This window comes from Paenibacillus sp. FSL F4-0122 (assembly GCF_038002845.1).
In the GTDB taxonomy this organism is placed as follows: Bacteria; Bacillota; Bacilli; order Paenibacillales; family Paenibacillaceae; genus Paenibacillus_AQ; species Paenibacillus_AQ odorifer.
Genome location: NZ_JBBODI010000001.1, coordinates 3,333,008 through 3,349,626, shown reverse-complemented (window position 1 = coordinate 3,349,626; position 16,619 = coordinate 3,333,008). Strand labels below are relative to the sequence as shown.

Sequence of the window (16,619 nt, the reverse complement as noted above, 5' to 3'; positions counted from 1 at the left end):
AATATGCTTGTAAATGTTCAACATCCACCGGTTAGTAAAATACCAAAGGCTGGCTCATTCGTAGATTTCACTACTGATGAGCCAGCCTTTAGTTAGATATCCATTATATTAGGGAAATCCTCCCTAATATTCATCGATAATCGTTTTAAAATAAGGTTTTTAGGGAAATCCTCCCTAAAAATTCATGCAAATACCCATTTATGGCTAAAAACACCCTATTATTAGGGAGGATTTCCCTAATCCACGTTCTAGGAGCCATAATTCCCTTCACTTTAGGGAGAATTTCCCTAATCCACGTTCTAGGAGCCATGCTTTCTATCACTTTAGGGAGAATTTCCCTAATTCACGTGCTAGAAGCCATAATCACCTTCACTTTAGGGAGAATTTCCCTAAAGTTCTACCCAGAAAGACGTCCCATAGCCAGCTCATTCCCCCTGGCTATGGGACGCCCTTTTCCACTTAAACGCTTCGCTTGTAAAGGTCTCCCTATAGATCAGCTAATCTGCTGACTGCCCTGCTGCTTCTCTAAGAAACGTTGAAGAATCGCATTGAATTGCTCCGGCTGGCACAGATTACTTGGATCTAATGCGTTCGGAATAATCGCCAACTGCGCATGTGGCAGCTGGGACACCATTTCCTTCATACAATTCACTCCAAATTCATTAAAGTCCCCTACAATACATAAAGCAGGACGTTTAAAAGCCTTTAAGCATCTGGTGTAATCAACATGGCTCGTAGCCAGCCTTTGCCGATAAAGCTCCCGGGGACGTTTGTCCAGCAGCCCTCTTCTAATCTCATTGTAGGCCAGACTCCAGCGCTCTCGGTACATCATCCGAATCGAAGGCAACACCAGCTCGCTTGGGAGATAATACATTAGCAAACTGCAATATGCTGCCATAGTTTGTATTTTCCCTACAATTGTTGATCCATGAGTCCTACAGAAGCTGTCTGCGACCACAATGGCTTTTACACGCTCAGGATATTGTTTGGCAATATGCTGAACGACTAAGCCACCATAGGCGATTCCTACAAAAACTGCTTCACGAATACCTAGGTCATTCAACAGCATAATCAGATCCAGACATTGCGTCTCAATAATCTCATGTGGGGCCTCCAGCAGTTTACCAGACTTACCATTCCCCCGTAAATCGCACAAAATCACTTTATATTTATCGGAAAAATACTCCAGCTGTGGTTTGAACATACTGTGTGTTAATCCATGTCCATGGATAAACACAACCGGAGTGCCAGTTCCATTGATTTCATAATAGAGCGAAGTTCCGTTCAGTTTAGCGATAGGCAAAGGTAACACCTCTTTCATAATAAATTCTACGACTATATCTGCTTAAAAACGCAGCAAAAAACCACAGAGGGATTCTCTGTGGCTATTCATCACTAAACACGCCATTCATCCTCTCTCCATACGCTTACGAGGTTAGCTGTCGGATTCGGGCAGTGAGAGTTGCCCTACCTGCAGGGATGCATGTTATGCACCCGGAACAGGATTCACCCCATAACCAGTGCCGACTCTCACATCGGCTGCCAGTTGTTGGTTCCCCCGCTTTCCAGAAACGGAAATTAAGCGGATTGCTTATGTAATTGTAAATTTAAGATAATTGTCAGTTCTGAGATGAATCATACTCTTGTAAGGTTTGCTTGTAAAGGAGGGCTCTGGTCAAAATAATGTTGAAAGCAATGCTTTTCATTTCATATTGAGCATACTCTTCATTTTCTCTTTCTTTTGCTCTTGTTTACTCGTTTTATTTAAGAAAATGGCTCTGAACCAAGCCAAACGGAGGTTAAAACACCAGTACTTTCTATATAAAGGCCATCCTTTTCACTGGAGATATGAAAAAAGCTAAGCAGAATCAGAGATATTCCCCTGTCCACTTAGCTTCCTCTTACAATACTATGGCTACAAAAGATCGGCGTTTTTCAATGCATGCTCCCAGCTTGGAAAAAAGAACAGCGCACTTCTCATAAGCTCAGGATCGCTCTGCTTTACTTGTTTTTTACTGATCGAGCTTCCGTCGCTTTGCAGCTTTTTGATCCGACTTAATACTTCATCAGCCTCCAAAGGAATTTCCATTGAAACACTCCTTTCTCAGTGACCTGTTTCCCTTCATTTTCTCCATAATATGTTTATTTATTCCGTACTCTTTATTTCCCCAGATTAAACCATCTGATAGATGGGTTGTTCAGCAATGAACCGGCTAGGAAGCATGGGATATTTGTCTGCTAAGATTTCAGCTAAATATTTCATTCCCGGCGCTTCACTCTCCGCATGACCTAACATGATGAGCGCTTTAGATCTGCCTTGGTGCCCTGCATCCCGCACATATTCCGGAGTCTCCCACTCTGGTCCCTCTCCAGCAATAATTAAATCAAGATTGTGATCATTAAAATGCGGAATAGCCATCGTCCCGCCTCCTCTGTAACCTACTAATATCCCTACGCGTTTGCAGGACAGAGACAGGTCACCAGCAGCGCGTACATAAGAGATCCCTAGCTTACTTTTAATATACTGAGCAGCTTCCAGTACAGTCATAGCAGGAATAGTGAGAATCGTAGCAGCTGCTTGCTGCTCTTCCACGTATGCGGACCAATCTAGTTCTCCCAGCAAACCCACCATAATTCCATCCGGCTTTTGCCGATGCCAATAATCATGATAACGAAAAATAGCAATTTGGGAATGTTCGATCAGACTTTTTTTCGCATGATAAACCGGATCACCTTCTAACCACTCGCTCGCCGCATGATGGCTATAAAATACACCTTCATGCGTGATCAGCAAATTGGCTCCTAACGCTATTGCTTGCTCCACAACATTTTGTGTGGCAGAGAAGGCCGTAATAATCCCTGTGACTTCAGTTTCCGGTTCCCCTGGGTTCAGAATATCGACAGTGCCTTCTACCTGTTCCACAGTTCCCATTAAATCTTCCATAATCGCTCTAATCGTGAGGCTCACTATCATCATCCCTCGATTCGAAATCTAATAAATCTTTCTGCCTTTAAGATCCTCAATTCCGCTCTTGCGGTAAAAATACGTATTGATCCGATCTCTCCATTCCTGCGCATGCTCTGCTTGCTCTTCAAGACGTTGCTTCACTTGCATATACAATCCACTATCCACGCTGCCTTCAAGTGATTCCCATGTCGCTAGAAGCTGTGCAGCCTGCTCTGCCCCCTCGAAATGAGTATCGTAAATATGTTGTATAACCGTTTGCCCCGATTGCAGAACATGCGTGTATGGAACATGATGAAAGAACAGCAACAGCTCTTCTGGACAAGACGCTAGATTCTCATAGTTTGATGCATTAAGACCCATATACTGTCCACTATAACCCGTTCCCGATTTGACTGAACGATCCACACCAATGCCTTTATGATCCGCATAATGGTACGTTCCCCACTTGGCGTATTCATACCCATCCACATTCGGCCCATAATGATGATCCGGATTAACCATCCAACCCACACCTAATGGAGCTGTGTAAGATTCGTAAATCCTCCATGAGTCCATCAACATCCCGCGAATAGCAGCCACTAGACCTTCATCAGTGCCAAAGGTAAGCCGAATCCATTCCTCAGCTATTTCTTTTGCCGTCAGCTCCGGATTCCAAATTAATCTTCCATATCCATACAGATTAGCTTGAGCTAACCCATGCCCCGTCCAGTTCATGTCATCTCCAACATTAGTTACAGCAGCCACACCATTATACTTATTTCCCCACACCGATCCGTCCACAATATGTTTCACAAGCGTAGTTTGCCCTTTGGCATAAGTATTGAAATCAAGGACTTCTTTCCACTGTGGAACAAGATAACAGAGATGCCGCTGCTGCCCCGTATATTCTTGAGCAATCTGAAACTCCATCAGATGATTGGTATGTTCCAGTGCGCCAAACAGCGGAGATACCGGTTCTCTAACTTGAAAATCCATCGGTCCATTCTTGATTTGCAGCACTACATTATCATTAAACCGGCCATCCAATGGTTTGAAATGATCATATGCCGCTCTGGCCCGATCTGTCTTACGGTCACGCCAATCCTGCTTGCAGTTATATACGAAACAACGCCAAATCACGATTCCGCCAAACGGATCCAGTGCTTCTCCCAGCATATTAGCGCCATCGGCATGGTCACGCCCGTAAGTGAATGGCCCCGGTCGATTTTCTGAATCCGCTTTGACCACAAACCCGCCAAAATCAGGTATCGCCCGATAAACCTCACTAGCCTTATCTTTCCACCATTGCCGCACCGCTGGGTCCAGTGGATCAGCTGTCTCCAATGCTCCGATCTGTATCGGGCAGGCGAAGTTAGCACTGAGGAATAGCTTAATTCCGTATACGCGGAATATTCCTGCAATTAACGCGATATCAGGCAAATATTGCTCCGTTATAAATAGAGATTCAAGCTCATGAACATTCACATTGTTAATCGAGATCGCGTTGATCCCCACAGAGGACATCAATCTGGCATAATCACGCAGCCGCTTTGTATCGTTAAGAAATTGATTGGACTCGTAAAAAAAGGACCGTCCAGCATAGCCACGTTCAATACTGCCATCAAAATTATCCCAGTGATTAATCATTCGCAGGCCGTTCACCGGACTCATAGACAAATTCAGAGCGTCTATCTCGCTTTCTGTTCCTATCAGCCGTAACAGATGGAATACGCCATACAATATTCCAACAGGCGTTGAAGCACCAACAGCGATACATTGCTCAGTAGCGTTTGTACGTATAAGGAAACCTTCAGCACCCAGTGAATCGGTTCGCTCTCCTGCGAATACTCTACCAATTAACGGATTCCCCCCTTGGAAGGTTCCTATAACGATACACGGTCCTTCTGGTTGCGCTGTGAGCAGTGGCGCTTTGCCCAGCATAGAGGCCATCCCCTGTATGTATTCCGCGGCTGCCGCCTGAATCGTCTCGTTGTCCTCCGTTACAACCAGCTCACCACACCAATTTGTATATTGATTGTATAGAGATCCTGATTTCAGCTGGCCATAGTTGAGCCAAGCCTCATAAGCGGTATTTGTCATGTTTAATCCTCCCGTATAAATAACCCGCCCTGGATTGAAAAGGACGGGTTCATAATTCGCAAGCTTGAGCAGGTTACCCGCTCTATGATTTGGTGACAGCGTTAAGCAATTGGTGATAAGCCGGCTTAGGATTATGCTGCTCATCGAATAGAAATGGCCAATTTTTCCGTCCCCGAACAGGGAAGCCGTCCAGCCATGTATAGTCATCCGCTGCTCCCCAGAAAGTGACTGAGCTAATCACGTCGCGGTATTCTTTCAACAGAGCAAACATCGCTTCATACCGCTCTGCCTGCAGCTCGAGCAGTTCGGCAGGTGCAACCTTTAAATCCATTCGTTTGTCATCGAAACGGAACATGGACACATCCAGCTCTGTCAATTGGAGCTGAAGCCCTAAAGATGCATACTTCTCAATAGCAGCACGTATTTCATCTAAGTCCGGATCGTATAGATTCCAGTGCGCTTGCAATCCGACGCCATGGATCGGTACTTCCTGTTCCAGCAGCGACTTCACCATTTTATAGATTTTGTCGCGCTTAAGGGGATTAGACTCGTTATAGTCGTTGTAGAATAACAAAGCCTTTGGATCGGCTTCATGAGCGAATTCAAACGCTTTGCCGATAAACTCCGGTCCGACAATATCCAGCCACTTTGACTGGCGAAGAAGTTCTTCTCCTTCATCTGCAATAACTTCATTTACAACATCCCAAGCATAGATATCTTCCTTGTAACGCCCAACCACGGTCTGAATATGTGATTTGAGCCGTGCAAGCAATGTCTCTTTGCTTACACGCCCGCCCATCTTATCCTCAAACAACCAGTCCGTAGTCTGGTTATGCCAGACTAAAGTATGCCCACGCATAGCCATATGATGTTTTCGGGCGAAGGCAACCAACTGATCTGCTAGTTTAAAGTTATAAATGTCTTCAAGCGGATGCAGACTTTCAAACTTCATCTCATTTTCAGCGGTAATGCTATTGAAATGATAGGCGAGCAAATGCTCCTGTGATTGTATCGTCAACGGGTTAACGGCTGCGCCAATTTTGAAATCCTCAGCAAATATTGTTTTTAGAGCAGGTTCTGTGTAATCACTAGCTTGTCTCAACAAGTTCCCTCCTGACAAACGCATTTATATCAGTATTCGAATAATTAAGACTGATAATCGAACCAATCGAAGTAGGCAGGCACCTCAGCCACCTTGCCATGACCTGTTGCATATAATCCGATAAGTACACCCGTAAATCCATTTCCTTTTACAGCTTGAGGGGATAATGGATACGCTGCTGCTGTTGATAGCTTATTCCACTCCTGCCCATCCAAAGAATAAAGGAAGCTGTATTCGGTAAGCTCAGCCTTAGCTTTCAAATAAATTCGCTCGACAGTAGTCGAAACCTCTGCCGCTGTATGGGTTACTCCATCCATAGTCACATGAGCTGTAATCACTTTTTGCCCGTTTTTTTGAACAAGTCCAATTTCATAATGAGCGTTCTCATCTAATCTGGCGCAAAGTCCAGCTTCCACATCAGCAATAGATGAAGGCATTTCAAGCAGCGTGCTCCATTCTGCCGAAGTATGCTGCTGTCTTCTACCTACAAAAGCCACTTGGCCTACTTCACTGAGACCTCCAGATTGTCCTCGAAGAGATAACCATCCCTGTCGTTCGTTTAAGGACCAGCTTCCCTCAGCCGGATTCCGCAGAAAGGCTAATCCCAGCGGCAATACATGTTCATCAAAATCATATCTTCCACTAGTCTCAGGTTTTGGTGATTGACCAGGTACACGTGAAACCTTCATTTCCAGTCCAACTGTGTCTTCATTATTATCGATCATCGGCCATCCGTCTTCAGTCCAGCTTACGGGAGCAAGGAAAGTCTCTCTTCCAAGCACAGTAAATTTTGCATCTACTAGTCTTACTCCAAGGAATACGGCCCACCAATCCCCGTTACGATCCTCAATCAAATCGGCATGCCCTAAATACTGAATGGGATTGTCAGTACCGCTGTGCGTCAATATCGGATGCGGCAATCGTTCAAACGGTCCATAAGGAGAGGAGCTGCGGCCAATGATCTCCCGATGTTCCTTAGCCGTTCCTCCTGAAGCCGTCATGATATAGTACATTCCATTTATTTTGTACAAATGGGGTCCTTCCGTCCAAGGTCCGCCATCCCCAGTCCAGATGACAACAGGTTCTGTTAATGCTGCTCCCGTAGCGATATCTATCTCATATTGGATGGCATGGGAGTCATAATCTGCCCCCTGCTGGGTGGTTACATATACTTTTCCATCCTCATCAAACATTAGAGAAGGGTCAATTCCTCCATAAGGAATACTAATCGGATCTGACCACGGACCCGCAGGGGCTGTAGCCGTAACATAGAAATTCCCTTTCCCGTGTACTTCGGTCGTTATCATGTAAAACGTTCCTTCATGATACCGGATCGTTGGGGCAAATATCCCTCCAGAGCTCTTGCTTTTACGTGTATCCAGCTGACTTACACGATTGAGCACATGACCTATTTGGGTCCAGTGAATCAAATCCTGACTATGAAAAATAGGTACGCCAGGGAAATACTCAAAGGAGCTGCAAACTAAATAGTAGTCATCCCCTGCCCGGATGATACTTGGATCAGGATAGAAGCCTGGAAGTATCGGATTCGTGTATGTGATTGAAGATGGGGTCATAATTTAACAGACAACCTTCCTATTACTTAATAGTGATTGCAAGCTCCTTATTCCTTCACGCTTCCTACGTTCATTCCAACTACAAAATACTTTTGCATGAATGGATAGACTAGCAAAATTGGAACCGAAGCAACAATAGTAACGGCTGCACGAATGGACTTTGGAGTAACCATTGACCCCGCTGACTCTGCAGTTACCCCTGCCCCGTTAGCTACACTTGCGTTACTGTTCGCATTCATACTAGATGATATTAGTTTCATTAATTCATATTGCAATGTACTCAAGTGTTGGCGGGAAGAAGTGTAGATAAAAGCATCAAACCATGCGTTCCATGCACCTACCGCGACAAAAAGGGCGATGGTAGCAAGAACAGGTTTACACAAAGGGAAGACTACTTTCATGAAAATCTTGAATTCACCTGCACCGTCGATTCTCGCGGATTCCATAAGACTTTCATGCAAGCCGCCAATGTAAGTACGGATGACGATCATATTAAATGCACTTATCATAGTCGGTATTACATATACCCAAAACGTATTAATCAAATGAAGATCCTTAATTAGGAAATAGTTTGGAATCAGACCCGCATTAAAATACATGGTTAGGACGAAAATAAAGGTAATCTGTTTGCGGAAAACATATTCTTTCCGGCTTAAAGTATAAGCAAGCATTGTGGTTAAAAATAGATTCAGGATCGTAGATATCACTGTTCGTGCTACCGAAATCCAAAAAGCAGGAATAATTGTACCAGAGGCAAAAACTGCCTTGTAGTTTTGTATGGTCCACTCTCTAGGCCATAGATAAATGCCGCCGCGGATGGTATCATTCCCCGCATTAAAGGAGACTGCTATAGTATTCAGGAATGGATACAAGGTAACAATAACTAGACAAACCATAAATATAGTATTGAAGGTGCCGAACACTACGGGTTCGAACCCCAAATTTCTCATCCGTTTTCCAGCATTACTTTTTGGAGATTTTTGAGGAATCAATTGAGTTTTTTCCATGATTATAACAGCCTCTCTTCCCCTAGCCGCTTCGAAGTCCAGTTAGCTAATAGCAGCAACGTTACACTTACGACTGTTTTAAATATACCACCCGCAGTAGCTAAGGAATAATTCCCTTGCCCAATCCCGTATTTCAATACAAATATATCAATCGTATCCGACCAGTCTACAGTAAGCCCGTTCCCTAATAAGTACGGAACCTCAAATCCGACATCCAGTACATGTCCTATGGACATTATCATCAGGATTACAATGGTTGGTCTAATTCCCGGCAATGTTACATTGAACATTTTTTTGTACCGGTTAGCCCCATCAATCTCAGCAGCCTCATATAAAGCTGGATCTATAGAAGCAATAGCAGCCAAGTAGATGATAGTACTCCATCCAACCTCTTTCCAGACGGTTGAAGCACCCACAATACCCCAGAAATACTTCCCTTCACTCAACCAAAGAATCGGTGAATCGATAAGATGTAATTTCATGAGTACGATGTTGATAATCCCGTCGTTAACCGAGAGGGAGACACCTACAATCCCTGTTACAATAATCCAAGAGAGGAAGTGAGGTAAGTAGGATATGGTCTGCACGGTTCTTTTCCAAAATACATTTTTGATTTCATTAAGAAGTAAGGCCAATGTTATTGCGGTTATAAATCCTAGAAAGAAATTAATTAATCCCATAGCCAGTGTGTTTCGTAGTACCCTTAAAAAGGTATCGTCCGTAAATAGAAACTTGAAGTGTTTCAAGCCAACCCACGTTTGTTCGCCAAAAGCCTTAGCTGGTTTATAATCCTGAAAAGCCATGGTCCATCCCCAGACGGGAACATAAGCAAATAATATAATATAAAGCAGCAATGGAACCGACATCCAAATTAGCTGTTTCTGATTCTTAATCAAATTCATAGTAATAGGTTGCTTCTTTTTTCTTTTAGGATGCCGGTTAACTTTTTTTCCCGTTAAAATCTCATCCATATATTTTCTCCCCACATCATCCATATATTTCAGAAAGTGGTTGGCTAATAAGCCACCACTTTCTGATTTTTAAGCATGCTCTAACTATTTAACACTCCAAGTATCAAATCTCCATTTAAGCTGTTCATTGATTCTGTCTTCGTAGGCTTTAACATCCGCTTTATTAAGTTCTTTAACAAATTCAGCCCAAACTTTATCGAAATCGGAAGGACTAGCCAAGATTGCTTTTGGCAAGAACTTGGTTTTAACTTCTCCCATCTTCGTATCGGCAATTTTTGCTGGAGAATTTTCAACAAGATCTATGGACCAAGCAGGGTAAGCTACTGGATTCGGTCCAGGCTTACTGAAGAAATCTACATAACTGTTGAATCCATATGCGTCGAGGACTTCCTTGTCAAACGCTTCCAATCCTGCCTTATATTCTTCTGGTTGGGCTGCCGCATCCGTTGAGTTACCGTCTGCAAAGTACCCTTGCATTTTCGGAGCGGTAGCATACCAAGCTTCTGCTTTGTTACTCAGCTTCCAAGTAGCATCAACTGCGTTATCCCGTTGTTCTTGGGTTCTCATAAAGCGGCCGTTTTCCACAATATAATCTTCGCCTTCAATACCCCAAGTGAGAGTTTTTTGCCAATCTTCTTGAATCAATGTGTCCATAAGTTTAAGGATTCTCACTGGATCCTTAGCATTGATAGTAATCCCGAATCCATTATTCAAGTTAAGCGCAGGGCGATCCAGATAATAATCTTTGGTGTTGGTATCATACACAAGAGGCAGACCTACATAAGTTCTCATATCTTTTTCTTGTGTCTTGAGTGAATCTTCTGCTTTACCAAAGTTCCAGTGCTGATCAAACATTCCTAGAACGGCTCCGCTGGACAATTTAGCTAAATATTGGTCATAATCCATTGTAAATGCTTCTTTATCAATAATACCCAATGCATTCATATCATTAAGCTTCTTATAGTACTGCTTAGCATAGTCTTTATCCGCAAAGATTTCTGCCACGTTATCCTTAACCACTACTCCGCCATCATTAGGATGTCCGATCAGATGCTGAGGAGCGTTAAACAATCCCCAGTTTCTCCAGTCTTTGTTATGAATTTCAAACCCAACTGTTGGTTGTCCATCAATGGTTGGATTCTTCTCTTTATACTTAACGATAAGATCGAAATACTCATCCAAAGTTTTAACCACTGGATAGCCAGCATCTTTAAGTACAGCTTTCTGAATCCAGAAAGCTGGGCCAGAGTAATAGGTTGAATTCACATCACCGTTATACGCACCATAGTTTGGAAGTGTATAAATATGTCCATCATTTGGATCCTTCATCATGTTCCAGTAAGCTGCGTAATGCGCTTTCAAATTTGGAGCGTGTTCTTCAATCAAGTCCTCGAGAGGAATAAATGCACCTGCTGCCGTCAGTTGGGTATTAGAACTCATTAGATCTGGATAATCCGAACCGGCAATCATAACGCCAAGCTTCTGTTTAAGATCTCCTGCCAAGAATTCGAAATTGAATGAGGCGCCTGTTTTTTCTTTAATCATTTTATAAATTTTATTATCTGGTGTTGGTTGCTGGCCTGCTTCTCCAAGAAAGATACTAATTTCGAAAGGTTCAATCTTATCAGAATTTGTTCCTGCTGCAGTTGAAGTGGCTGTTTCTGCTGGTTTGTCTTCCCCCTTAGCCGTCGTATTGTTGCTGTTATTTCCTCCGCACCCTGCTAAGGTAAAGCTTAGGGATAACACAGCAATCAGACTAAGTTTCCATTTGGATATTAACCTGCCCCCCATAAAGCACCTCCATATATTTGTTGGTGTAACAATGTTGTAAGCCCTTACAAGTTAAATTATAGAGGTGATAATCTTCTGAAAATACGCCAGAATTAAAGATGTACCCCCAAAAAGTTTAGGTATTAGTGTTTTTAAATTCGTTAGGACTCATATGTAGTTTTTTTTCAAATTGCTTGAGGAACTGACTATAATTGCCATAGCCCACTTTCTCAGCGATTTCACTATTTTTTAACTTATTTTGTTGAAGTAAATGTACTGCCTCTTTTATTCGGAGGTTATGCAGCTGTTCATTGAAGTTAATTCCGTTCTTCTTGATCAATAATTGTCCCAGATATACCGGGTGCAGGAAAAACACCTCTGATAGCCTCTTAATGGTAAGACATTCGCGAAAATGCTCTTCAATATAATTGTTAATCTCCTGAACAATCCCCTGTGATCTTAGGTTTTGTTCCTTAAGAAGGATATCAATACTGGCCTCACCGCAGAATAGCAAATTACGCATTAAGTCCGTCAAGGTGATCATTGAGTCTAACATCGCGGGAATTCTAATTTGATTAGATAAGGAGGACTCATGGACTTCACTGGCTTCCGAGGTAAACTCAATAATCTTATACATCATATGAATAACAATTTTCTTCACAACCTCTGGAGCGATGCGCTGCTCACGGAAACTGCGGGCTGCCGAGTTCACAGCTTGGCTAAAATCTGCGGAGTCCAGCGTATTAATAGGTCTTATCAAGTCATCCATCAGTTGAATTTGATCATAATGATAACTGAAGGGACTATCCTTAATCTCTTGATAACTCAGGACCTCTGCATTTTCAGGATAATAAAAATAATACATTAATGCTTCTTTCGCCGTTCGGTAACTGTTCCCGATCTGAAGCAAGGAGCCTACGCCAGCGCCAGCTGCAATATACAAAGCTTGTTTAGGGTGTTCATTCAGCAAGGGAGTTGCGATCTGATCGATCACAGCTCCCTCAGTGGACAATGAATGGTATCCGTATACGATTCCAAAACAATGACTCTCCAGATCCATCAGAAACATCGAATCTTTATCGGTTAGGAGGGCTGAGGCTTGCTCTCTGATCTCTGTATATAAAACCGGCTCTGTCTGTATCAGACAAATATTCCAATGGCTTTTCCCTTCCGATAATCGGTTAAGTACCTCCTGATTCGACTGCTCAGCTTTCTCATGCAGTATTCCTTTCAGGAGAGAAACAGCCTCCTCCGCGGAGGCTATTTGATTTAAACTGCGCTTCTGAGCTTCCTGCTCCAGCTCCTGATAAATCTCCAGTAATTCTTCTGCCGCTTCTTCTGGAAACACTGGCTTCATCAGATAATGATTAATTCCATAGTGTATAGCTGTCTTGGCATATTCAAACTCACTATAACCACTTAGTATGGCAAACTTAATCTCCTTAATCTCAGCTCGTTGCCAAGCTGCGACCATCTCCAGCCCATTCATTAGCGGCATATTAACATCCGTAATTACAAGATCTGGTTCGAGCTGTTTCATTAACTCCAGCCCCTCTTTGCCATTGCTGGAGGTTCCACATACCTCAAAGCCAAGCTCCTGCCAATCAATCCATAGCTGCATCGCTTCAAGCGCACTAGGCTCATCATCGATCAACAATACTTTGTATTTCATAGGGGGTCCCTCACTTTCTAGCTATTCTTCCGTTCCAGGAGTTTTAATGGAATATCAAAAGTGACAATGGTCCCTTCATCCGGAACGCTGCTGATATCAAAACGGACCTGATCTTCATAATACAATTCTAATCGGCGGTACACGTTGCGGATTCCGATATTCGTTCCCGAAGACGCTTCATTTTGCACATTACCTAATAATTCTTGCAGCTTCTCTGGCTCTATCCCTTTACCGTTATCAGAGACGGTAACTTTTAAGCGTCCCTCCTCCACTAACGTCTTCACTTTTATCACACCAAGTCCCTCTATGGCCTGTAGACCATGTTTGCAGGAATTCTCAACGAGCGGCTGCATGCTTAGCTTGGGAATCTTATATTGAAGCGACTGCTCATCGATCTCAAATTGATAATCAAATTTATCCCGGAACCGGAATTTTTCAATTTTTAAATACATCTCGATGAAAGTCATTTCTTCTTCCAGAGTGACGAGATCTTCTTTCCAGCTCAGCAGCCGTCTAAGTAATTTGGATAAACTCTTAATAATATCTGTAACATCCGAATAATTATTTTTAGTACAGACCACCAAAATGGCATTTAACGTATTAAACAGAAAATGCGGATTCATCTGGCTTTGCAGAAAATTCAGTTCAGCTCTTACTCTTTCCATCTCCAGATTATTTTTTTGAATCTCCAGTTTATATACATCATTGATCAAGGAATTAATGGTAGTGGTCATCCTGTTAAAATTACGGATCAGTCCCCCGATCTCATCCTGGCCTTCATCGATTCGAATCAGCTCAAATTTCTCATTGGATACTTTCTGCATATGTCTGGATAACCGTTTCACCCGATAATTATAGGATCTTAACATCACATATAAAAAAGCGGTTGTGATTAGCGTGACAATGGACGCCAGAATCCCTGCATAAATCCGAATCTCCATTATCGCTTGGGTAATACGCTCACCTTGTGTAATTCCTATTATCCGCCAGCCCTTTATATAACTAGCTCCGCCGACGGGTACAATATGAACGTCCTCCTTGCGCTCATCATCCTGCAGCTTGAACACGGGATAAGGTTCCGCGGTGCCTCTTTGATAGCCGCTTTGTGCAGACATAATAATCTCGTCCTGCTCGTTAACTAAATAAAGACTCAAGTAATCTTTTTCTCTGATAATCACGTCATATATTTTACTGAGATCCAAATCAATTCTAAGCAGCTTTTCAAACTTATTGTATGAGCTGTAAGCGTCCATTCGCTCAATAACACTCAAATAAGGCGCTGTAGAAATCACACTAGAGGTATCACTCATATGATAAGCGGCAAGAAACAGATGTTTATCCGCAGCCTTCGACTGCTTATACCATTCACTATTCATTACCTTTTCATTGATGACCTGATAGTTGCTGCCGGAAACAATGGAATCATTGTTCGTAAATACAGTAATCCGTTCAATCTGATTATTCACCGGCATATAGCTGTTCATGCGGTCTCTCAGCTGTTCATCAAAAGTGTCATAAAATTCAATAGAGTTCCCATACGTCCGCTCAAGCAATTCATACAGGTTCTTATCGGCAGAAAGCGTATAGCTGACAGCTACCCCACCTTCAATGAAATCATGAATGTCCTTTCGGGCTCTTTCTAAAGATATCTCCAGGTTCTGCTGCTCTCTGGATTTGATCAGATCGGAAATCCGATCCAAAAAAACAAGGTTAATAATAATGATAGGGAGAAGAACACCTATGATATAAATAAGGGAAAATTTATAATTCAAGGGAATATCATTCACTACTTTTCTAAATCTGAATTTTTTTCTCTCCATATGAAACACCTTGCTTCCCCTAGAGCTGTTGGTTCTTATTCTCATTTTTATACACGGATGGTACTACCCCTACAAGCAACTTAAACTTATCTATAAAATAATCAGTGTTAGAGAATCCCACCTGCACCGCTATATCCGATATCTTTAGCTGTGTTCGTTTCAGCAGACTTTTCGCCTCTTCAATCCGTTTGGCATTTAGGTATTCACTAAAGCCCTGACCCGTTTGCTTTCTGAACAGTTGTCCCAAATAGGTAGAATTAATATGAAATTGTTGTGCCAAATCCTGAAGCTTTAATTTATTCCGAAATTCCCGATCCACATACTGAATAACCTTGTAAATCGTATTTTGTTCATTCTGCTGCTCTAGTTCAGACAGATAGACGGCAGCCCGTTCACACAGACTTTGTACATAACGGCTTAATATAAAATAATCACTAAGCTCACCTAGATTTCCGTATTCTTGCTGAAGCTTAATCATAATCGTATCCGGGTCTCCATTCATTTGAGCTATAATTCTACAGATCGTAAGCTCTAAATGGGCCACTTTTGCTTTTACAACTTCAAGGGTCAGCAGATTCTCGACGAAAGCAGTGAACGCTTCTTTTACACAAGGCTGGATCTGTTCCGTATCATTCGTTTGGACCTTATGCAGCAGCTGTCTGAAATGATCCTCATGCGGTTCTTCCTTTTTCAGGTTCCTAAGCTCACTATAATAAAAGACCCCTCTTTTCTGCTGGTGCGTTTTTCGTTTCCATACCTCAAGTGCCTGCCTATAAATCTCTCGAATAGAGCTCACCCCGACCATTCTGCTGCTAAGTGCTAGAAAAACCGGTTCTGGTGATTGCTCAGTGAGATCCGAATACATCTGGTTGACGATAGACTCCAGGCTCTCATTCCCGATAGAAGCAGACTGAAGAATGATCCCCGCTCTTCCCGATCCGTCTTGAAAGAAGCAGAAGTTTTCCTTAGAAAAATAATCGCTTATCTGCGGCTGGTATGGATTCATAGAGGAGGCCGGTTCAATAAGAATACACATTACCTCTGCATCCGCTTGAAGCTTCAAGGTGTTTCGGGTTAGAAGCTCTAAATTTTCGTTATACTCCCCTTGGATCAGGCGGTTGATGATATTATTTACGATAAAAAATTGCTTTTTATCAAACCCCTCATTGGAAGCGATTTCATTTTGGATTATTGGAGTGATCCTGCTTAATAAAGCCTCTATTTCTTCATCATCAATGGGTTTTAATAAATATTCATTTACCCGCTGGCGCAATGCCGTACGTGCATACTTGAAATCATCATATCCAGACAAAATCACAAATTTAGGAGGTTTCTCCATCACCTCATTCAACTTTGTAATAAGCTCAAGACCGTTAATTACAGGCATATTAATATCCGTAAGAACCAGTTCCGGTTTATTCTCCTGGATAAGCCTCATCGCATCCGTGCCGTTTTGAGCTTCACCACAAACTTCATAACCGAATTTTCCCCAGTCGATCATCGTCCTTAGCCCCTCTAGAACCCAGGGTTCATCGTCCACGATCAGAACCTTAAGCATGATGTTCGCTCCAATCTTATTAAGATAAGCCCGCGCTTTACACCAAAATATATAGATCATGCTATCATACTTGGATAATGATGTGAATTCATAAA

At 42.6% G+C, this 16,619-nt stretch carries 12 protein-coding genes and 1 riboswitch; all 12 genes read right to left on the bottom strand.

All coding sequences use genetic code 11. The features are described from left to right. Positions 1-493 precede the first annotated feature (493 nt). Positions 494-1,303: an alpha/beta fold hydrolase gene (locus MHH49_RS14495; RefSeq protein WP_036685387.1), complete on the bottom strand. Its 810-nt coding sequence runs from the start codon at positions 1,301-1,303 to the stop codon at positions 494-496. Positions 1,304-1,408: 105 nt separating this feature from the next. After that, positions 1,409-1,595, bottom strand: a riboswitch (cyclic di-AMP (ydaO/yuaA leader). Between the two features lie 320 nt (positions 1,596-1,915). Continuing rightward, entirely contained in the window at positions 1,916-2,089 is a 174-nt protein-coding gene (locus MHH49_RS14490; RefSeq protein ID WP_169744809.1) for a hypothetical protein, read from the bottom strand. 84 nt (positions 2,090-2,173) lie between these two features. Beyond that, a complete protein-coding gene (locus tag MHH49_RS14485; protein WP_425311701.1) occupies positions 2,174-2,968 on the bottom strand; it encodes a Nif3-like dinuclear metal center hexameric protein in 795 nt (264 codons plus the stop codon). Positions 2,969-2,992: 24 nt separating this feature from the next. Further along, a complete protein-coding gene (locus tag MHH49_RS14480) occupies positions 2,993-5,047 on the bottom strand; it encodes an alpha-glucuronidase family glycosyl hydrolase (protein ID WP_341138212.1) in 2,055 nt (684 codons plus the stop codon). 82 nt (positions 5,048-5,129) lie between these two features. Continuing rightward, the gene (locus tag MHH49_RS14475; RefSeq protein ID WP_249267741.1) at positions 5,130-6,149 is read right to left on the bottom strand and encodes an endo-1,4-beta-xylanase; all 1,020 of its coding nucleotides are present in this window, start codon (positions 6,147-6,149) and stop codon (positions 5,130-5,132) included. 44 nt (positions 6,150-6,193) lie between these two features. Continuing rightward, the gene (locus MHH49_RS14470; RefSeq protein ID WP_341138211.1) at positions 6,194-7,726 is read right to left on the bottom strand and encodes a glycoside hydrolase family 43 protein; all 1,533 of its coding nucleotides are present in this window, start codon (positions 7,724-7,726) and stop codon (positions 6,194-6,196) included. Between the two features lie 47 nt (positions 7,727-7,773). Then, positions 7,774-8,676 carry a carbohydrate ABC transporter permease gene (locus tag MHH49_RS14465; RefSeq protein WP_036685620.1) on the bottom strand — a complete coding sequence of 301 codons (903 nt, stop codon included), beginning with the start codon at positions 8,674-8,676 and terminating at the stop codon, positions 7,774-7,776. A gap of 59 nt (positions 8,677-8,735) precedes the next feature. Then, a complete protein-coding gene (locus tag MHH49_RS14460; RefSeq protein ID WP_036685395.1) occupies positions 8,736-9,704 on the bottom strand; it encodes an ABC transporter permease in 969 nt (322 codons plus the stop codon). An 84-nt stretch (positions 9,705-9,788) separates the two neighbouring features. Beyond that, complete coding sequence (locus MHH49_RS14455; RefSeq protein WP_036685398.1) at positions 9,789-11,495, bottom strand: sugar ABC transporter substrate-binding protein; 1,707 nt, start codon at positions 11,493-11,495, stop codon at positions 9,789-9,791. A 115-nt stretch (positions 11,496-11,610) separates the two neighbouring features. Continuing rightward, a complete protein-coding gene (locus tag MHH49_RS14450; RefSeq protein WP_341138210.1) occupies positions 11,611-13,146 on the bottom strand; it encodes a response regulator transcription factor in 1,536 nt (511 codons plus the stop codon). A 17-nt stretch (positions 13,147-13,163) separates the two neighbouring features. Next, the gene (locus MHH49_RS14445; protein ID WP_036685623.1) at positions 13,164-14,966 is read right to left on the bottom strand and encodes a sensor histidine kinase; all 1,803 of its coding nucleotides are present in this window, start codon (positions 14,964-14,966) and stop codon (positions 13,164-13,166) included. A gap of 19 nt (positions 14,967-14,985) precedes the next feature. After that, complete coding sequence (locus MHH49_RS14440; RefSeq protein ID WP_076098806.1) at positions 14,986-16,524, bottom strand: response regulator; 1,539 nt, start codon at positions 16,522-16,524, stop codon at positions 14,986-14,988. Positions 16,525-16,619 lie beyond the last annotated feature (95 nt).

Excerpts from the sequence above, each read along its gene's own strand:
- MHH49_RS14490 (WP_169744809.1), bottom strand. The coding sequence starts at position 2,089 with ATGGAAATTCCTTTGGAGGCTGATGAAGTATTAAGTCGGATCAAAAAG.
- MHH49_RS14480 (WP_341138212.1), bottom strand. The coding sequence starts at position 5,047 with ATGACAAATACCGCTTATGAGGCTTGGCTCAACTATGGCCAGCTGAAA.
- MHH49_RS14470 (WP_341138211.1), bottom strand. The coding sequence starts at position 7,726 with ATGACCCCATCTTCAATCACATACACGAATCCGATACTTCCAGGCTTC.
- MHH49_RS14465 (WP_036685620.1), bottom strand. The coding sequence starts at position 8,676 with ATGAGAAATTTGGGGTTCGAACCCGTAGTGTTCGGCACCTTCAATACT.
- MHH49_RS14460 (WP_036685395.1), bottom strand. The coding sequence starts at position 9,704 with ATGGATGAGATTTTAACGGGAAAAAAAGTTAACCGGCATCCTAAAAGA.
- MHH49_RS14455 (WP_036685398.1), bottom strand. The coding sequence starts at position 11,495 with ATGGGGGGCAGGTTAATATCCAAATGGAAACTTAGTCTGATTGCTGTG.
- MHH49_RS14450 (WP_341138210.1), bottom strand. The coding sequence starts at position 13,146 with ATGAAATACAAAGTATTGTTGATCGATGATGAGCCTAGTGCGCTTGAA.
- MHH49_RS14445 (WP_036685623.1), bottom strand. The coding sequence starts at position 14,966 with ATGGAGAGAAAAAAATTCAGATTTAGAAAAGTAGTGAATGATATTCCC.
- MHH49_RS14440 (WP_076098806.1), bottom strand. The coding sequence starts at position 16,524 with ATGCTTAAGGTTCTGATCGTGGACGATGAACCCTGGGTTCTAGAGGGG.